The organism is Micromonospora sp. NBC_00898, assembly GCF_045207895.1.
Lineage (GTDB): Bacteria > Actinomycetota > Actinomycetes > Mycobacteriales > Micromonosporaceae > Micromonospora.
This window is the reverse complement of the sequence record NZ_CP108775.1, coordinates 2426520-2439845: the sequence shown is the minus strand read 5'-3', so window position 1 is coordinate 2439845 and position 13326 is coordinate 2426520. Positions and strand designations below refer to the sequence as shown.

Here is a 13326-nt window from a genome sequence, read left to right as displayed (position 1 = left end):
TCACGCAAGGTGAGTGCTGATGCACCACTTGACCGTGACCGGGAGTTCCCGCCTCTCCCTCTGGCGGCACGTGCGCGAGTTCGCCGTGCCGCTCTCCATGATCGAGTCTGCGACCGCCCGCCGTGCCGTCGGCGACTGGGCCGGGGCGTGCGCCGCCGCGCGCGTCGACGTCGACCTGGACCTGCGCTCGCTCGGCCGCACCTACGGCCGGGAACTGGCCTCCCAGCTCCGGACAGATCTTCGTCACCTGGCACCGGATCTGTTGCGCTGGCACCTGCCGAGGATCGCGCCGGACGGGCTGCTGCGCCCCGGACTGACCGTGTCCTTGGCCCGGTACGACCTGACCGGGCAGGCGGCCGGCGGCACGACGTGCCCTGAACGACGGCACGACCGCGCAACGGTGCACCTGGTGGTCCGCACCCCGCCAGCCTGGGCGGACGCCGGCCAGCGGATCAGCCTCGCCCTCTGGGACGCCTCCCGTCCCGGGGCCGGTCGCGGCCGCCATCCGCATCCCCGCCCCGGCCGGCGGTTCCGCCTCGACCTGCACCGCCACCTCTGGGATGCGCGCCGCGCCGGGGACCTGCGGGCCCGCTCCGGAGCCGACCGGACCCCCGGCTCCACCCTGGAGCTGAACGTGCTCCAGGACCGGAGCTGTGCCGTGGACCGCTGGGCGGACGAGGCACGCCTGCTGCTGCGCGCGGACGGGCAGGCCGACGGCGCCGTGGCCGTACGGCTCGGTGGCCGGCGGCGGTTGGTGCTGGACCTGGGAGCAGGGGCCGACGGGGCGGGAACGCCGCGGCTCACGGCGGCGTCGGGCTCCCGGTTGCCGGTGCTGCCCGACGCGGCGACCTGGGTGCTACCCGACCTGGCGTTGTTGCGCGCCGGGCTGATCGACGCCGACCGGCTACATCCGTTGGTCGCGGCTGCGCTGACGCCCGACCGCTTGCCGGCCGCCCCGCCACAGACGACGGACGACCGGGCCGGCGCCCACATCGTCGAGTGTCGCGGCGCCCGGCACCGGATCGGCCTCGTCGACGGGGTGCTCGTCCCGCTGGACCACGATGCCGCCGAGATTCGCCGTGAGGAGCTGCTGGCCGCGCTGACCGGCACCCCGCTGCCTTGCCTGCGGGTGATCGACGAGGTGCACCGCCACCCGGAGTGCCTCGTCGACGTCCGGGCTCGGCTGGACCACGGTGACACCGCGGGTGCCCTGGCCGTCGTCGAGGACCTACTCGGTCCCGGCGCGCTGCTGCGCGGCGGCGCCCTGCGAGAGGAGCTGGAAACAGCGGCGCTCCGGCGGGTCACGCACGGGCTATTCCGGGCGGGGCTGGTCGGGCACAGCCCTGCCCGCGGGCCGAAGGACCGCCGCCCCCGCGACCATCGCACCCACCCACGCCACGCGGCCCGCCCCTGACCTGCAGGTCTCTCCTTTCTTCCACGGCCCAACGGCCCCACCCGACCCGACAGGTGATTGCTCATGCCCTCGTACGCCCCGTCCGCCGCCACCGCCTCATCGCACACCCCGCAGCTCGACGTCGCCGCCGACCTGCTCGCCCTGCTGAACGACACCACCACCGAACCGCGCCCCGACGCGCAGTTGGAGGCCCTGACCCTGGCCGTGGCCGCCGATCTGCCGGTGCTGCTGTGGGGGGAACCGGGGATCGGCAAGACCGCCGCCATGACCCAGCTCGCCGCCGCTCTCGACCTGCCGCTGACCACGGTGATCGCCAGCGTTCACGAGCCGTCGGACTTCGCCGGCCTGCCCGTCGTCGGAGACGATCCCGCAGGGCAGGGCGTCCCGATGGCCCCGCCGGACTGGGCCGTCCGCCTGGCACAGACCGGCCGGGGGTTGCTCTTCCTGGACGAGCTGTCGACCGCGCCACCGGCCGTCCAGGCCGCCCTGCTGCGTCTCGTCCTCGAACGGCGGGTCGGCACCCTGCGGCTGCCCGACGGCGTACGGATCGTCGCCGCCGCCAACCCGCGCGCCTCCGCCGCCGACGGGTGGGATCTCAGCCCGCCCCTGGCCAACCGGTTCGTCCATCTGCAATGGACCCACGACCACGACGTCGTGGTCCGCGGCCTCGGCGGCAGCTGGCCACGCGCGTCGCTGCCCCGGCTCGACCCACGCCGGCTGACCGAAGCTGTCGCCTTCGCTCGCCGCGCGGTCTGCGGGCTGCTCGCCGTCCGTCCCGGGCTCGTGCACCGGCTGCCCACCACCGAGACCAGACGGGGCGGCCCCTGGCCGTCGCCGCGCACCTGGGACATGACGCTGCGGCTGACCGCCTTCGCCACCGCGGCCGGTACCTCCCGGGAGGTGCTGTCCATGCTGGTTCGCGGCACCGTCGGCGACGGGCCGGGACTGGAACTGCTGGCCAGCATGGACCGGATGGACCTGCCGGACCCCGAGGACCTGCTGGCCGACCCGACAGCGGCCGACCTGCCCCAGCGGGGGGACCTGCGGCAGGCCGCGCTCGACGGCGTGGTCGAAGCGGTCCGGCAGCGCCCGGACAAGGCCCGCTGGGACGCCGCCTGGGCGCTGCTGGTGCGGGCGCTGGAGACCGGGCCCCCGGACCTGGTGGTTGTCCCCGCGACCACGCTCGCCGCCCTGCGGCGGGAGGACTGGGACGTCCCGGCCTCGATCGAGCGCCTCGCCGGGGTGGTGTCGCTGACCCGGCGGGCCGACGAGGCCGCGGCGCGGGTGGCGGCCGCTGCGGGGGCCGGCCGATGACCCCTTCCGGTATGGGGACGCTGGACCTCGACAAGCTCTTCGCCGCCCGGCTGCACGCCGCCCGGGTCCGGCCCTACCTGGCCACGGCGCTGTTCGCCCTGCACCCGGTGGCTTCCCGGCGGGTGCCGACGATGGCGGTGGACCCGTACTGGCGCTGCTATGTCTCGCCGGCGTTCGTGGCCCGCACCCCGGTCGAGGAGCTGGCCGGGGTGTGGGTGCACGAGGTCTCGCACCTGCTGCGCGACCACCACGGCCGCGGCGACCGGGTCGCTCGGGAACGCGGCCTGACCGGGCCGGGGGAGCGGCTGCGGATGAACATCGCCGCGGACTGCGAGATCAACGACGACATCTACGGCGACGGGCTGGCCCGACCTGACGGCGCCGTCGATCCAAAGCTGCTCGGACTGCCCGAGGGTGAGCTGATGGAGGACTACCTGCGGCAGTTCCGCCTCGGCCCGTACACCCAGGGACTGGTGTGGCTGGACTGTGGCAGCGGCGCCGACGGCCTGGAGCGGGAATGGGACCTCGGACCGGACGGCGCGCACGGACTCAGCGCACAGGAACGCGACGCGGTGCGCTTCCGGGTGGCAAACGGCATCACCGGCCGCCCCGGCGACGCCCCGAAGGGATGGCAACGGTGGGCGGAGCAGGCGTTCCACCCGCCGCAGCCGTGGCGGCAGCTGCTGGGCGCGGCGGTCCGCTCGGCGGCTTCCAGCTCCGGTGCCGGCCAGGACTACACCTACGGCCGGCCGTCCCGGCGGTCCGCGAGCCTGCCCGGCATCGTCCTGCCCAGCCTGCGGCGGCGACCGCCCCGGGTGTCCGTCGTCGTCGACACGTCCGGCTCGGTCAGCGACGCCGAGCTGGGCAGCGCTCTGCTGGAGGTCGCGGCGATCAGCCGCGCCGTCGGTGGACGACGCGACCTGGTCACGGTGCTGTCCTGCGACGCGGCGGCCCAGGTTGTGCACCCGTTGTGCCGCGCCGAAGGAATCCCGCTGGTCGGAGGCGGGGGCACGGACCTGCGGGAGGGCTTCGCCGCGGCGCTGCGAGCTCGCCCCCGACCGGACGTCGTGGTGGCCCTGACCGACGGGCAGACACCGTGGCCCACCTCGCCGCCACCGTGCCGCACCGTGGTCGGCCTGTTCCCGCGACGGCCAAGGGGCTCATGGGCCGACGAGGACGACCACAGGCCGGAACCGCCGCCGTCCTGGGCGCAGGTGGTGGTCATCGGATGATGATTGCGAGGCTCAGGTGCTCTTCCATCGCAAGACGGCTATATGTCGGATAGTCGACGAGGGATCGCATTGTTTTGAGGGCGGTTTCGGCCCGGCGTAGGTTGCTCGGTCCGCTGTTGATCTGGTTGTCTTGCTGACTTAGGGTCAGGTCCGAAGGCGACGGGAGCTGGGTTTTGGTCGCGGCAAGCGAGACGACGCTGCAGGAGTTGCTGGAAGGCGCGAAGCAGTACCACGTACCGCTCTACCAGCGCACGTACTCGTGGACGACCGCCCAGTTGCGGCGGCTCTGGGACGACATCCTGAAGTTGGCCGACGACCGGGGCGAGGATCCGAACGCCACGCACTTCATCGGCTCGCTCGTCCTCGCGCCGAGCCCCACCAACGGGCCGGCGGGAGTGGCCGAGTACCTAGTGGTGGACGGGCAGCAGCGGCTCACGACCCTGACCATCCTGCTCTGTGCCATCCGCGACCACCGCGCCCAGCACGAGGACCCGGTGCACCGGGATCGGCTCAACCAGCAGTACCTGATCAACCCGTGGCGGCCGAAGCAGCGTATGAAGCTGGTCCCCACCCAGGCCGACCGTGACTCCTACCTCGCCTGTCTGGACTCCACCCCGCAGGCCGGCGGTGCCGACCCGGTGGGCGCTGCGTACCGGTTCTTCGTGGCGCAGCTCGCCGCCGCCGACGACCCGGACGACCTGCTCGACATCGAACGCATCGAGAGTGCCGTCATCTCCGGCCTGGCGCTGGTGTCGGTGACCGCTCAGCCCGGCGACAACGTGCACCGGATCTTCGAGTCGCTCAACAACACCGGCCTGAAGCTCACCCAGGCCGACCTGCTGCGCAATTACCTGTTCATGCGACTGCCCAGCCGGGGTGAGAGCGTCTATCAGTCCCTCTGGTTGCCGCTGCAGAAGCAGCTGTCGTCGGAGGAGATGGAGCTGCTGTTCTGGCTCGACCTGGTGCACCGCGATCCCCGGGTCAAGCAGAGCGACGTCTACTCGGCTCAGCAGGCCCGCCTCAACCGCCTCCGATCCGAGGACGAGATCGAGACGGAGGTGCAGCGTTTCAGCCGCCTCGGCGCACTGCTGCGGGTCATCCTCCACCCGAACGAGGAGCAGGACGCGGGCGTACGGCGGCGGCTGGAGCGGCTCAGCGCCTGGGGTACGACCACTGTCTACCCACTGCTGCTGCACCTGCTCGACCGGCGGCAGCAGGGCACGGCGACCTCCGAGCAGATCGCCTCGGCGATGCTGTACGTGGAGAGCTTCTTCGTCCGACGACTGCTGACCGGCCGCCCCACCAACAATCTCAACCGGATCCTGCTCTCCGTCGTGACGGAGATGAGCACCGAACTGGCGATCGACGAGGCGGTCCGGGCGTACCTCTCGGTCGGCCGCAAGTACTACTCCACCGACTCCAGCGTGCGTGACGCGGCGCGCTCGATGCCCTTCTACCTCAACGGTCGCGCGCGTCACCGCAAACTGATCCTCCAGTGGCTGGAGGAGTCGTACGACAGCAAGGAGCCGGTGGCGCCGGAATCCCTGACCATCGAGCACGTGCTGCCGCAGACCCCCACCACGGAATGGCGGCAGGCGCTCGCCGCGGACCTGGGCCCGGAGGAGAACTTCCGCGAGGCACACGAAGCCCTGGTCCACACCCTGGGAAACCTCACCCTCACCGGATACAACTCCGAGCTGAGCAACAGCTCCTTCGCGGTGAAGCGCATCCAGCTGGCCAAGAGCGGGATCGTGCTCAACCAGGAGATCGCCGCCCAGGAACGCTGGGGACGTCCCGAGATCCATACCCGCGCCGACGCCCTCGCCGACCGCATCGTCTCTCTGTGGCCGGGGCCGAGCTCGCAGGCGACCGACCAGTCGGACGTGCCGTGGGACGTCATGACCAAGGCCCTCGCCGAGCTGCCCGCCGGCTCCTGGACCACCTACGGCGACCTGGCCGCGCTGATCGGCAGCCATCCGGTTCCCGTCGGTGCCCGCATCGCCGCTCATCCGGTGCCGAACGCCCATCGGGTGTTGCAGGTCGAGGGCACCGTCTCGCCGGGGTTCCGGTGGCTCGACCCGGACCGCACCGACGACCCGCGTGAACTGCTGCGAGCCGAGGGTGTGGAGTTCGACCAGTACGGCCGCGCCGACCAGGCGCAGCGCATCGGCACCGAGGAGCTCGCGCAGCTCGCCGGGCTGACGCCGGACGAGATGCCAGAGCGCCTGCCCCGACCGCGCTCCGACGACGATCTCACCTTCGCCGAGCGGTTCGTCGAACAGCTGACCGCCCTGCAATCCCCTGCGGTCGCCACGGCGACGCTCGTCGTGCTGGAGACCTGGACCTCGATGGGTGGCACCCTGCTCTACGGCACGGGAGGAGAGACCTCCTGCTTCCTGATGGCGCGGGGCAAGGAACACGACCAGGGCGACATCTGGCCAGCGGCGATCTACCCCAGCGGCAAGTTCGAGGTGGTGTTTCAGCACCTCAGCGTGCGCCCGCCGTTCGACGACGTCACCCTGCGCGAGGAGCTGCGCCAGCGGTTGAACCAGCTGCCGGGCGTGGACATCGCCGCCGCCAAGATCGCCCTGCGTCCCGGCTTCCCCCTAGGGGTCCTCGCTGATGCCGACGCCCGGGAGGCGCTGCTCGACCACCTCCGGTGGTTCCACGACCAGGCGCAGACACCGGCACCGGCCGGGCTCGTCACGGCCTAGCTAAGCTTCCGGCGCTGCGGCACCTGACCCTCCGTCAGGTGCCGCAGGAACCATCCGCCGTCGCGACCGATAGGGTCGCGGTCGCCTGCTGCCACCTGGGAGGTCGGCCCGTGCCGCAACTCGCCTTTGCCAACAGCTTCTGGGAGAGCTACGACGTCCTGGAGAAGCCGGTCAAGGCCGGCGTACGCAAGGCGATGGCGAAGTTCCAGCAGTTCACCATCGCCGAGCTGCACGCCGACAAGGGCCTGCATCTGGAGTCGGTGAACAACGCACGCGACCCGCGGATGCGGACCATCCGCATCAACGACTTCTGGCGCGGGGTGGTGCTGGCCCCGGACGACGGCAGCGACACTTTCCTGCTGCTGAGCGTGGTGCCGCACGACGGCGCGTACACCTGGGCGGCGAAGCGTCTCTACACCGTCAACACGGCGACGCGGGCACTGGAGGTCCGCAACGTCGTCGCCATCGAGCAGCTCACGCCGGCGCTGGAGAAGGCGGCGGCGCAGGCGCCCACCCTGCTGTTCGCGAAGCACTCCGACACCGTCCTGCGGGACCTCGGCATCGACGACCAAGTGCTGCGGGCCGTCCGGACGATCGTCGACAAGCCGCAGCTCGAAGCGTTCGGCACGCTGCTGCCCGAGGACCAGTTCGAGGTTCTGCAGTACCTCGCCGAGGGCTTCTCACCGGAGGAGGTCCATCGCGACCTCGTCGTCGAGCGCCGGCCGGCGGCCGCGACGCCGGAGCCGAGCGAGAGCCTGGCGGCGGCGATCGCCAACACCACCAGCCGCATCATGCTGGTGACCCGGCCCGACGAGCTGGCCGAGATCCTCGACAAGCCGTTCGCCGCCTGGCGGGTGTTCCTTCATCCGTCGCAGCGGCGCCTCGCGTACCGGGTGTCGTACAAGGGGCCGGCGCAGGTGACGGGTGGTCCGGGAACGGGGAAGACGGTGGTTGCCCTGCACCGGGTCAAGCACCTGCTGTCCCGCTCGGCCGACAGCCGGGTGCTGCTCACCACGTACACCAATGCCCTGGCCGCCGCCCTGCGGGTGAACCTGGCGCTGCTCCTCGGCGACGAGAAGCAGTTGGCGCGGGTGGAGGTGACCACGGTCAACGCCTTCGCCAACCGCGCGGTGCGCGCCCTCGCCGGGCGAGTGCCCGCCCCGATCGGGGACGCGGACGAGCGGCAGGTCTGGCGGCGGGTGTGCCGGCGGCTGACGCTGCCCTGGACCGAGCAGTTCCTCGCCCAGGAGTACCGGCACGTCATCCTCGCCCAAGACGTGCGCGACCGCGGGGAGTATCGCGAGGTCAGCCGGCGAGGGAGAGGGTCGGCGCTGGGCCCGCGCCAGCGTGACCGGCTGTGGGACGCGGTGGAGATGTTCTCTGCCGAGCTGGCGGCTGCCGGCACGATCACGCACCTCCAGGTGTGCGCGCGAGCTGCTCGAGTGCTCGGGGAAGGCGACCTCGGCGTCCACGGCTTCGACCACGTGGTGGTGGACGAGGCGCAGGACCTGCACCCGGCGCAGTGGCGGGTGCTGCGCGCCGCGGTGGCGCCCGGCCCCGACGACCTGTTCATTACCGGCGACCCGCACCAACGGATCTACGACTCTCGGGTGTCGCTCAACGCCCTCGGCATCTCCGTCGCCGGCCGCAGCAGCCGGCTGCGCATCAACTACCGCAGCACGGAGGAGATCCTCTCCTGGTCCACCGGCGTGCTCGTCGGGTCGCGGGTCGAGGACCTCGGCGGTGAGGGCGAGGACAGCCTCACCGGCTACCGATCGCTCCTGCACGGCAAGCGGCCGCACGCGCAGGGGTATCCGACATCCCAGGCCGAGGTCACGGCGCTCGTCAAGCGGGTGGGGGAGTGGCTGGAACAGGGCGTCCAGCCGGGCGAGATCGGGGTCTGCGCGCGGTTCAACACGGTTCTCAGCAGCGTGCACGACGAGCTGACCGGGGCCGGGATCCCGGCCGTGCGGGTACGGGACCAACCTGGCGCGGACGTCGACGGAGTGCGGCTCGCCACCATGCACGCGATGAAGGGGCTGGAGTTCCGGTGCGTAGCGGTGATGGGGGCGACAGCACGCGCGGTTCCCTTCGCCAACGAGGTGACGCCGAGCGAGGTCGATCAGCTGCAGCACGAGAGCGACATGCTCCGGGAGCGCTGTCTGCTCTTCGTCGCGAGCACTCGCGCCCGGGAGGCGCTGCACGTGTCGTGGTGCGGGACACCCAGCCCGTTTCTCTCGTTCGCTGCCGACCACCGCTGAGAAGGTGGCGGCACCGGACGGGTGCCGACACCCGAGGGGCCAGCGGGCGAGTAGGCGGGTGCCGCCGCGTAGCAGCGTTCGCATTTGAGCAACCGGGCGGCGACCGCGAGCTGGCCGCCAGCCGGCAGAGAACGTGAATCGATGACCATTGCGAGGTGGCTGTGGAATCCTCCACTCCCTGCTGCGCGCCTTCGCTCACCGAATCGCAGAACTTGATAAGTTGAATTAGCCGCCGAAATCCTGTGACAAGTTTCGTTCATCGATATACGAACGGCGGACAGCTGAGAAGAGGTGCGCGTGGTCGGTAGAGGGCGTCCAAGCCGGGCCACCGTCTACCTGCGTCTCGATCAGGCGTTGGGCGAACTGAACCAGCGTCTCGGCGGCCTCCCGAGCCCGAAGGAGGCCCAGACGATCTGGGACGACATCTGGCACCAGGAGGCCCATCACTCCACCGCGCTGGAGGGCAACACCCTCGTGCTGCGTGAGGTGCAGGCGCTGCTCGAACGGGGTCGAGCCGTCGGCTCGAAGCCGCTGAGGGAGTACAACGAGGTCCGCGGCTATGCGGACGCCGTTGCCTTGCATCGCTCCGACGGCGACCGCCGGGATCAGTCAACAAGTTCTCCTCGGCGGACAGCGGTAAGGAACGCAGACCAGGTCTGTGGGGCGAATGTCAGGGCGTGCCGGGTGGGGTCCTTGGAGTCGCGGACGGCGACGATGCCGGGGAGGTTGTCGGCGACCTCGACACAGTCACCGCCGTTGCCTCCGCTGCGGGTGCTCTTGCGCCAGCGGGCGCCGGTCAGGTCAGTCATGCCGCATCTCCCCGAGGATCCTCTTGATCATGTCCATGGATTCTCCCTCATCGAGTGCGAGAGTCTCTACGCCCTTCCACGCGTCCTCGTAGGCACGCAACTCGTCGGGTTTGTCGAGGTAGAGCGCTCCGGTGAGTGACTCGCTGTAGACCACGGAGGGTTCGGGCGCGGCGCGACCGCCCTTCGAAGCTGGGAAGTCGAGGATCACGAAGGATCCAGCCACCGCCCCCGGCGGGGGCCCAGCGGACAGCGGCAGCACGCGCACGGACACGTTTGCCAGATCGCTTACTTCGAGCAGCCGTCGGAGCTGAGTGGTCATGACCTCTGGCCTGCCGACGGCCCGGCGCAGAACTGCCTCGGAGAGAATCTGCTTCACCTGAGGGGCCGCGGGCAGCCGACGCGTCAGCAGGGATTGCCGCTGCAACCGCACTTCAACGGCTCGCTCTCGGTGCTCCTCGCTGGACTTTGGCCGGTCGAGTCGGTAGATGGCCTGCGCGTACTGCCGAGTCTGAAGCAGGCCGGGGATCAGGGACTCGTCATAGCGGCGAAGATGCGCGGCGGCGGATTCCAGGCCGACGTACAGCTCGAACCAGCTCGGCACCGCGTTCCCGTACGCGTGCCACCAGCCCTTCGACTTCGTCTCCGCGGCCAGCCCGCGCATCGCCTCGGTCATCTCCGCCGACACGTTGTACAGCTCGCACATCGCCTTGACGTCGAGCACCCGGACCGCGCCCAGGCCGCACTCGATGCGCCAGATCTTCTGCCGGCTGTATTCGAGCGCCTCGGCGGCGGCGTCGAGCGTCACGCCGGCCTCGGTGCGGAACTGGCGTAGCAGCCGGCCGAGCTGCCGGCGCGGCACGGTCGATCCGATGTCCTCTGCCATCCGAGCACTCCCTGATTCCGTCCTGCAACACTGCGTGATGCCGCACTGCAACACATACAGATTTCAGTAAAGAAAGTCAATACTTCTGGCAAGAATTCTGCCGTGGAACGTTGCGCTTCCACTTCGCACTGTCACATGCTGACTACAAGGACGCGGCTCGGTGCGGCGCCGACGGTAGCTACCAGGACCGACAACACGATCCATGAGCAGCCCTGGTGCCGTACTGCTGATCGAAGTGCGTAGCGCGCAGACCCCCGGCTTTGGCCGTGGGGTTAGCGCCTCAACTTCGGACGGACAGTAGATAGCACTGCGCTGTATACTGGTCAGGTGTCCGTCACGCTGCGGTCGAACAGCAACGTCGTCTTCCAGTGCGCCTTCCATCTGGTGTGGTGCCCGAAGTACAGGCGCAGGGTGCTCGGCGGCCGGATCGAGGAACGGCTCAAGCAGCTCATCCGCGAGATAGTTGAGGAGAGAGGGGCGTGGCTGGTGGCCCTGGAGGTCATGCCGGACCACGTCCATCTGCTGGTCGAGGTTGACCCGCAGTACGGCGTCCACAAGCTCGTCAAGGCGGTCAAGGGGCGCACCTCGCGGGTACTGCGGGAGGAGTTCCCGTCGCTGCGCTCCCGGCTCCCGACTCTGTGGACCAACTCGTACTTCGTGGCGACCACGGGCGGTGCCCCGCTGGCGGCCGTGAAGCGGTACGTCGAGCAGCAGAAGGGCCGCTGAATGCTGACCGGCCGCCGTTACCTGCTCGCGTTCACCGACGAGCAGGCCGCCTACGCCGAGAAGGTGGGGGCGGCCTGCCGGGCGGTGTGGAACACTGCGCTGGAGCAGCGCCGCGAGTACCGCCGACGTGGCGCGTTCATCGGCTACGTCGAGCAGGCCCGGCAGATGGCCGAAGCCAAGAAGGACCCGCACTGCGCGTGGCTCGCCGACGGCCCGTCCCACACGCTTCAGCAGACGCTGCGGGACCTGGAACGGGCCTGCAAGACGCACGGCACGTGGAAGGTGCGGTGGCGGTCCAAGGCGCGCACCGCACCGTCGTTCCGGTTCCCCGACCCCAACCACATCGCGGTGCGCCGGCTCAATCGGCGGTGGGGTGAGGTGCGCCTGCCGAAGTTCGGGCCGGTGCGGTTGCGCTGGACCCGGCCGCTCGACGGCACCATCCGCAACGCCACCGTCAGCCGGTCCGGTGGGCGCTGGTATATCTCGTTCTGTGTCGAGGACGGCGTGGCCGAGGTGGCCCCAAACGGCAAGGCGCCGATCGGAGTCGATCGAGGTGTGGCCGTGGCGGTCGCCACCTCGGACGGCGACCCGTACGACCGGGAGTTCGTCACCCTCGGCGAGGCGGTGAGGCTCAAGCGGTTGCAGCAACGGTTGTCCCGGTCGCGGCGCGTTCACGGCCGCAACCGTCGATCGAGCCGCCGCGACGCGGTCCGCGCCGAACTCGCCCGCCTCAACGCCGGCATCCGTGACCGGCGGGCCGACTTCGCCGCGCAGACCGCCGTGCGGCTCGTCCGCGACCACGGCCTGGTCGCCGTCGAGGCCCTGCGAATCAAAAACATGACCGCCAGCGCCAAGGGCACTGCCGAGCAACCCGGCCGCAACGTACGGCAGAAGGCCGGCCTGAATCGGGCCATCCTCGCCAAAGGCTGGGGCGGGTTCCTGCTCAAGCTGGAGCACGCCGCCCGGTACCACGGGGCGGAGGTCGTCAAGGTCAACCCCGCGTACACGTCGCAGACCTGTCACGCCTGCAAGCACATCGCCCGGGAGTCCCGCGAGAGCCAAGCGGTCTTCCGGTGCGTAGCCTGCGGGCACCAGGACAACGCCGACGTAAACGCGGCCAAGAACATTCTCGCCGCCGGGCTGGCGGTGACAGGGCGTGGAGACCTCGCCGTTGGGCGGTCTGTGAAGCGCCAACCACCCGAACGGCTCGCGGCGTGAACGCGCCTCAGCCACGGGAATCCCCCGGCTTCAGCCGTGGGGAGGAGGTCAACGAAGCTGCGGTGGCAGGGCGGGGTGGGTCCGCCCGTGCGGGGAGGGCGGGTGGCCCCACCCCCTCCAGACGAGAGGCAGGCCAGCGAATGAGCGTCCGCAATCAGCGACCGACGCGGGGGAGCGCAGCGACCTACCGCTCCGGCGCGTACACCAGTCTGCTGCCGTGGCAGGTGCGCGAGCGCCGCTTCAAGCCCGCCGGGCTCGGACGCCGCGGCCTGGACCCCGACGACGTGTACGCCTTCCTCGACCGGGCCGCCGGCGACCTGGCCGCCGTCCACGCGGCCCTGGCCGCCAGCCGCCGGGAGACCGCCGTCATCAAGGACGCGCTGCGCCGCTGGCAGTCCGACCAGGCCCGCGCCCGCACCGACCGGGGCCACGAGCGGTGACCCAGCGGTACGTCATCCACCTGCCGGTCGTCGCGAACGACCTGCTCGCCGCGCAGCGCCTGGCCCGGGTGGTCGGCCGCTGGCTGCTCGTCCTGCCGCAGACCGACCCGGGGGAGACCACCGTCTCGGCCGAGGACGACCAGAACGTATGCCATCGGGTCTTCTGCGACCTGCTGCTGCCCGGCGGCCGGCGCTGCACCTCGGCCAGGTCATAGCGTCTGGTGATCGGTACGCGCAGTCGACCGGCTACGACGTCGCCGGCGAGCCGGTCGAGGGTTGCCGGCTCCGGGCTGGCCATGATCGAGGTGGCGGCCG

Annotated in this window: 11 protein-coding genes; 9 read left to right on the top strand and 2 right to left on the bottom strand. The window is 70.8% G+C overall.

What is annotated here, in order from left to right:
- The first annotated feature begins 19 nt into the window (after positions 1–19).
- The 5 genes from OG799_RS11965 (at position 20) to OG799_RS11945 (ending at position 8935) form a co-directional block, all read left to right on the top strand.
- Entirely contained in the window at positions 20–1414 is a 1395-nt protein-coding gene (locus tag OG799_RS11965) for a hypothetical protein (protein ID WP_406045098.1), read from the top strand.
- Between the two features lie 63 nt (positions 1415–1477).
- Complete coding sequence (locus OG799_RS11960; protein WP_406045097.1) at positions 1478–2728, top strand: AAA family ATPase; 1251 nt, start codon at positions 1478–1480, stop codon at positions 2726–2728.
- A gap of 11 nt (positions 2729–2739) precedes the next feature.
- Complete coding sequence (locus tag OG799_RS11955; protein ID WP_406045096.1) at positions 2740–3960, top strand: DUF2201 family putative metallopeptidase; 1221 nt, start codon at positions 2740–2742, stop codon at positions 3958–3960.
- A gap of 173 nt (positions 3961–4133) precedes the next feature.
- Positions 4134–6674 carry a DUF262 domain-containing protein gene (locus OG799_RS11950; RefSeq protein WP_406045095.1) on the top strand — a complete coding sequence of 847 codons (2541 nt, stop codon included), beginning with the start codon at positions 4134–4136 and terminating at the stop codon, positions 6672–6674.
- 110 nt (positions 6675–6784) lie between these two features.
- Positions 6785–8935: a UvrD-helicase domain-containing protein gene (locus OG799_RS11945; protein ID WP_406045094.1), complete on the top strand. Its 2151-nt coding sequence runs from the start codon at positions 6785–6787 to the stop codon at positions 8933–8935.
- 605 nt (positions 8936–9540) lie between these two features.
- Here the strand turns inward: OG799_RS11945 and OG799_RS11940 are convergent.
- Positions 9541–9744, bottom strand: coding sequence for a DUF397 domain-containing protein (locus OG799_RS11940; protein ID WP_406045093.1), 204 nt, complete (start codon positions 9742–9744; stop codon positions 9541–9543).
- A complete protein-coding gene (locus tag OG799_RS11935; protein ID WP_406045092.1) occupies positions 9737–10627 on the bottom strand; it encodes a helix-turn-helix domain-containing protein in 891 nt (296 codons plus the stop codon). Before OG799_RS11935 ends, OG799_RS11940 begins: the two co-directional genes overlap by 8 nt.
- 327 nt (positions 10628–10954) lie before the next feature.
- On the opposite strand from OG799_RS11935, the gene tnpA reads away from it, so the two are divergent.
- The 4 genes from tnpA to OG799_RS11915 all read left to right on the top strand — a co-directional run bounded on the left by tnpA (position 10955) and on the right by OG799_RS11915 (position 13226).
- Positions 10955–11353: an IS200/IS605 family transposase gene (gene tnpA, locus OG799_RS11930; RefSeq protein ID WP_406045091.1), complete on the top strand. Its 399-nt coding sequence runs from the start codon at positions 10955–10957 to the stop codon at positions 11351–11353.
- Positions 11354–12571 (top strand): RNA-guided endonuclease InsQ/TnpB family protein, encoded by a 1218-nt coding sequence (locus tag OG799_RS11925; protein WP_406045090.1) that lies wholly within the window; start codon positions 11354–11356, stop codon positions 12569–12571.
- A gap of 140 nt (positions 12572–12711) precedes the next feature.
- Positions 12712–13011, top strand: coding sequence for a DivIVA domain-containing protein (locus OG799_RS11920; protein ID WP_406045089.1), 300 nt, complete (start codon positions 12712–12714; stop codon positions 13009–13011).
- Positions 13008–13226, top strand: a complete 219-nt coding sequence (locus OG799_RS11915) for a hypothetical protein (protein WP_406046268.1) — start codon at positions 13008–13010, stop codon at positions 13224–13226. Before OG799_RS11920 ends, OG799_RS11915 begins: the two co-directional genes overlap by 4 nt.
- Positions 13227–13326: the final 100 nt, after the last annotated feature.

Coding starts and splice junctions, on each gene's coding strand:
- OG799_RS11935 (WP_406045092.1), bottom strand. CDS start 10,627: ATGGCAGAGGACATCGGATCGACCGTGCCGCGCCGGCAGCTCGGCCGG.
- OG799_RS11940 (WP_406045093.1), bottom strand. CDS start 9,744: ATGACTGACCTGACCGGCGCCCGCTGGCGCAAGAGCACCCGCAGCGGA.
- OG799_RS11920 (WP_406045089.1), top strand. CDS start 12,712: ATGAGCGTCCGCAATCAGCGACCGACGCGGGGGAGCGCAGCGACCTAC.
- OG799_RS11925 (WP_406045090.1), top strand. CDS start 11,354: ATGCTGACCGGCCGCCGTTACCTGCTCGCGTTCACCGACGAGCAGGCC.
- OG799_RS11960 (WP_406045097.1), top strand. CDS start 1,478: ATGCCCTCGTACGCCCCGTCCGCCGCCACCGCCTCATCGCACACCCCG.
- OG799_RS11965 (WP_406045098.1), top strand. CDS start 20: ATGCACCACTTGACCGTGACCGGGAGTTCCCGCCTCTCCCTCTGGCGG.
- OG799_RS11955 (WP_406045096.1), top strand. CDS start 2,740: ATGGGGACGCTGGACCTCGACAAGCTCTTCGCCGCCCGGCTGCACGCC.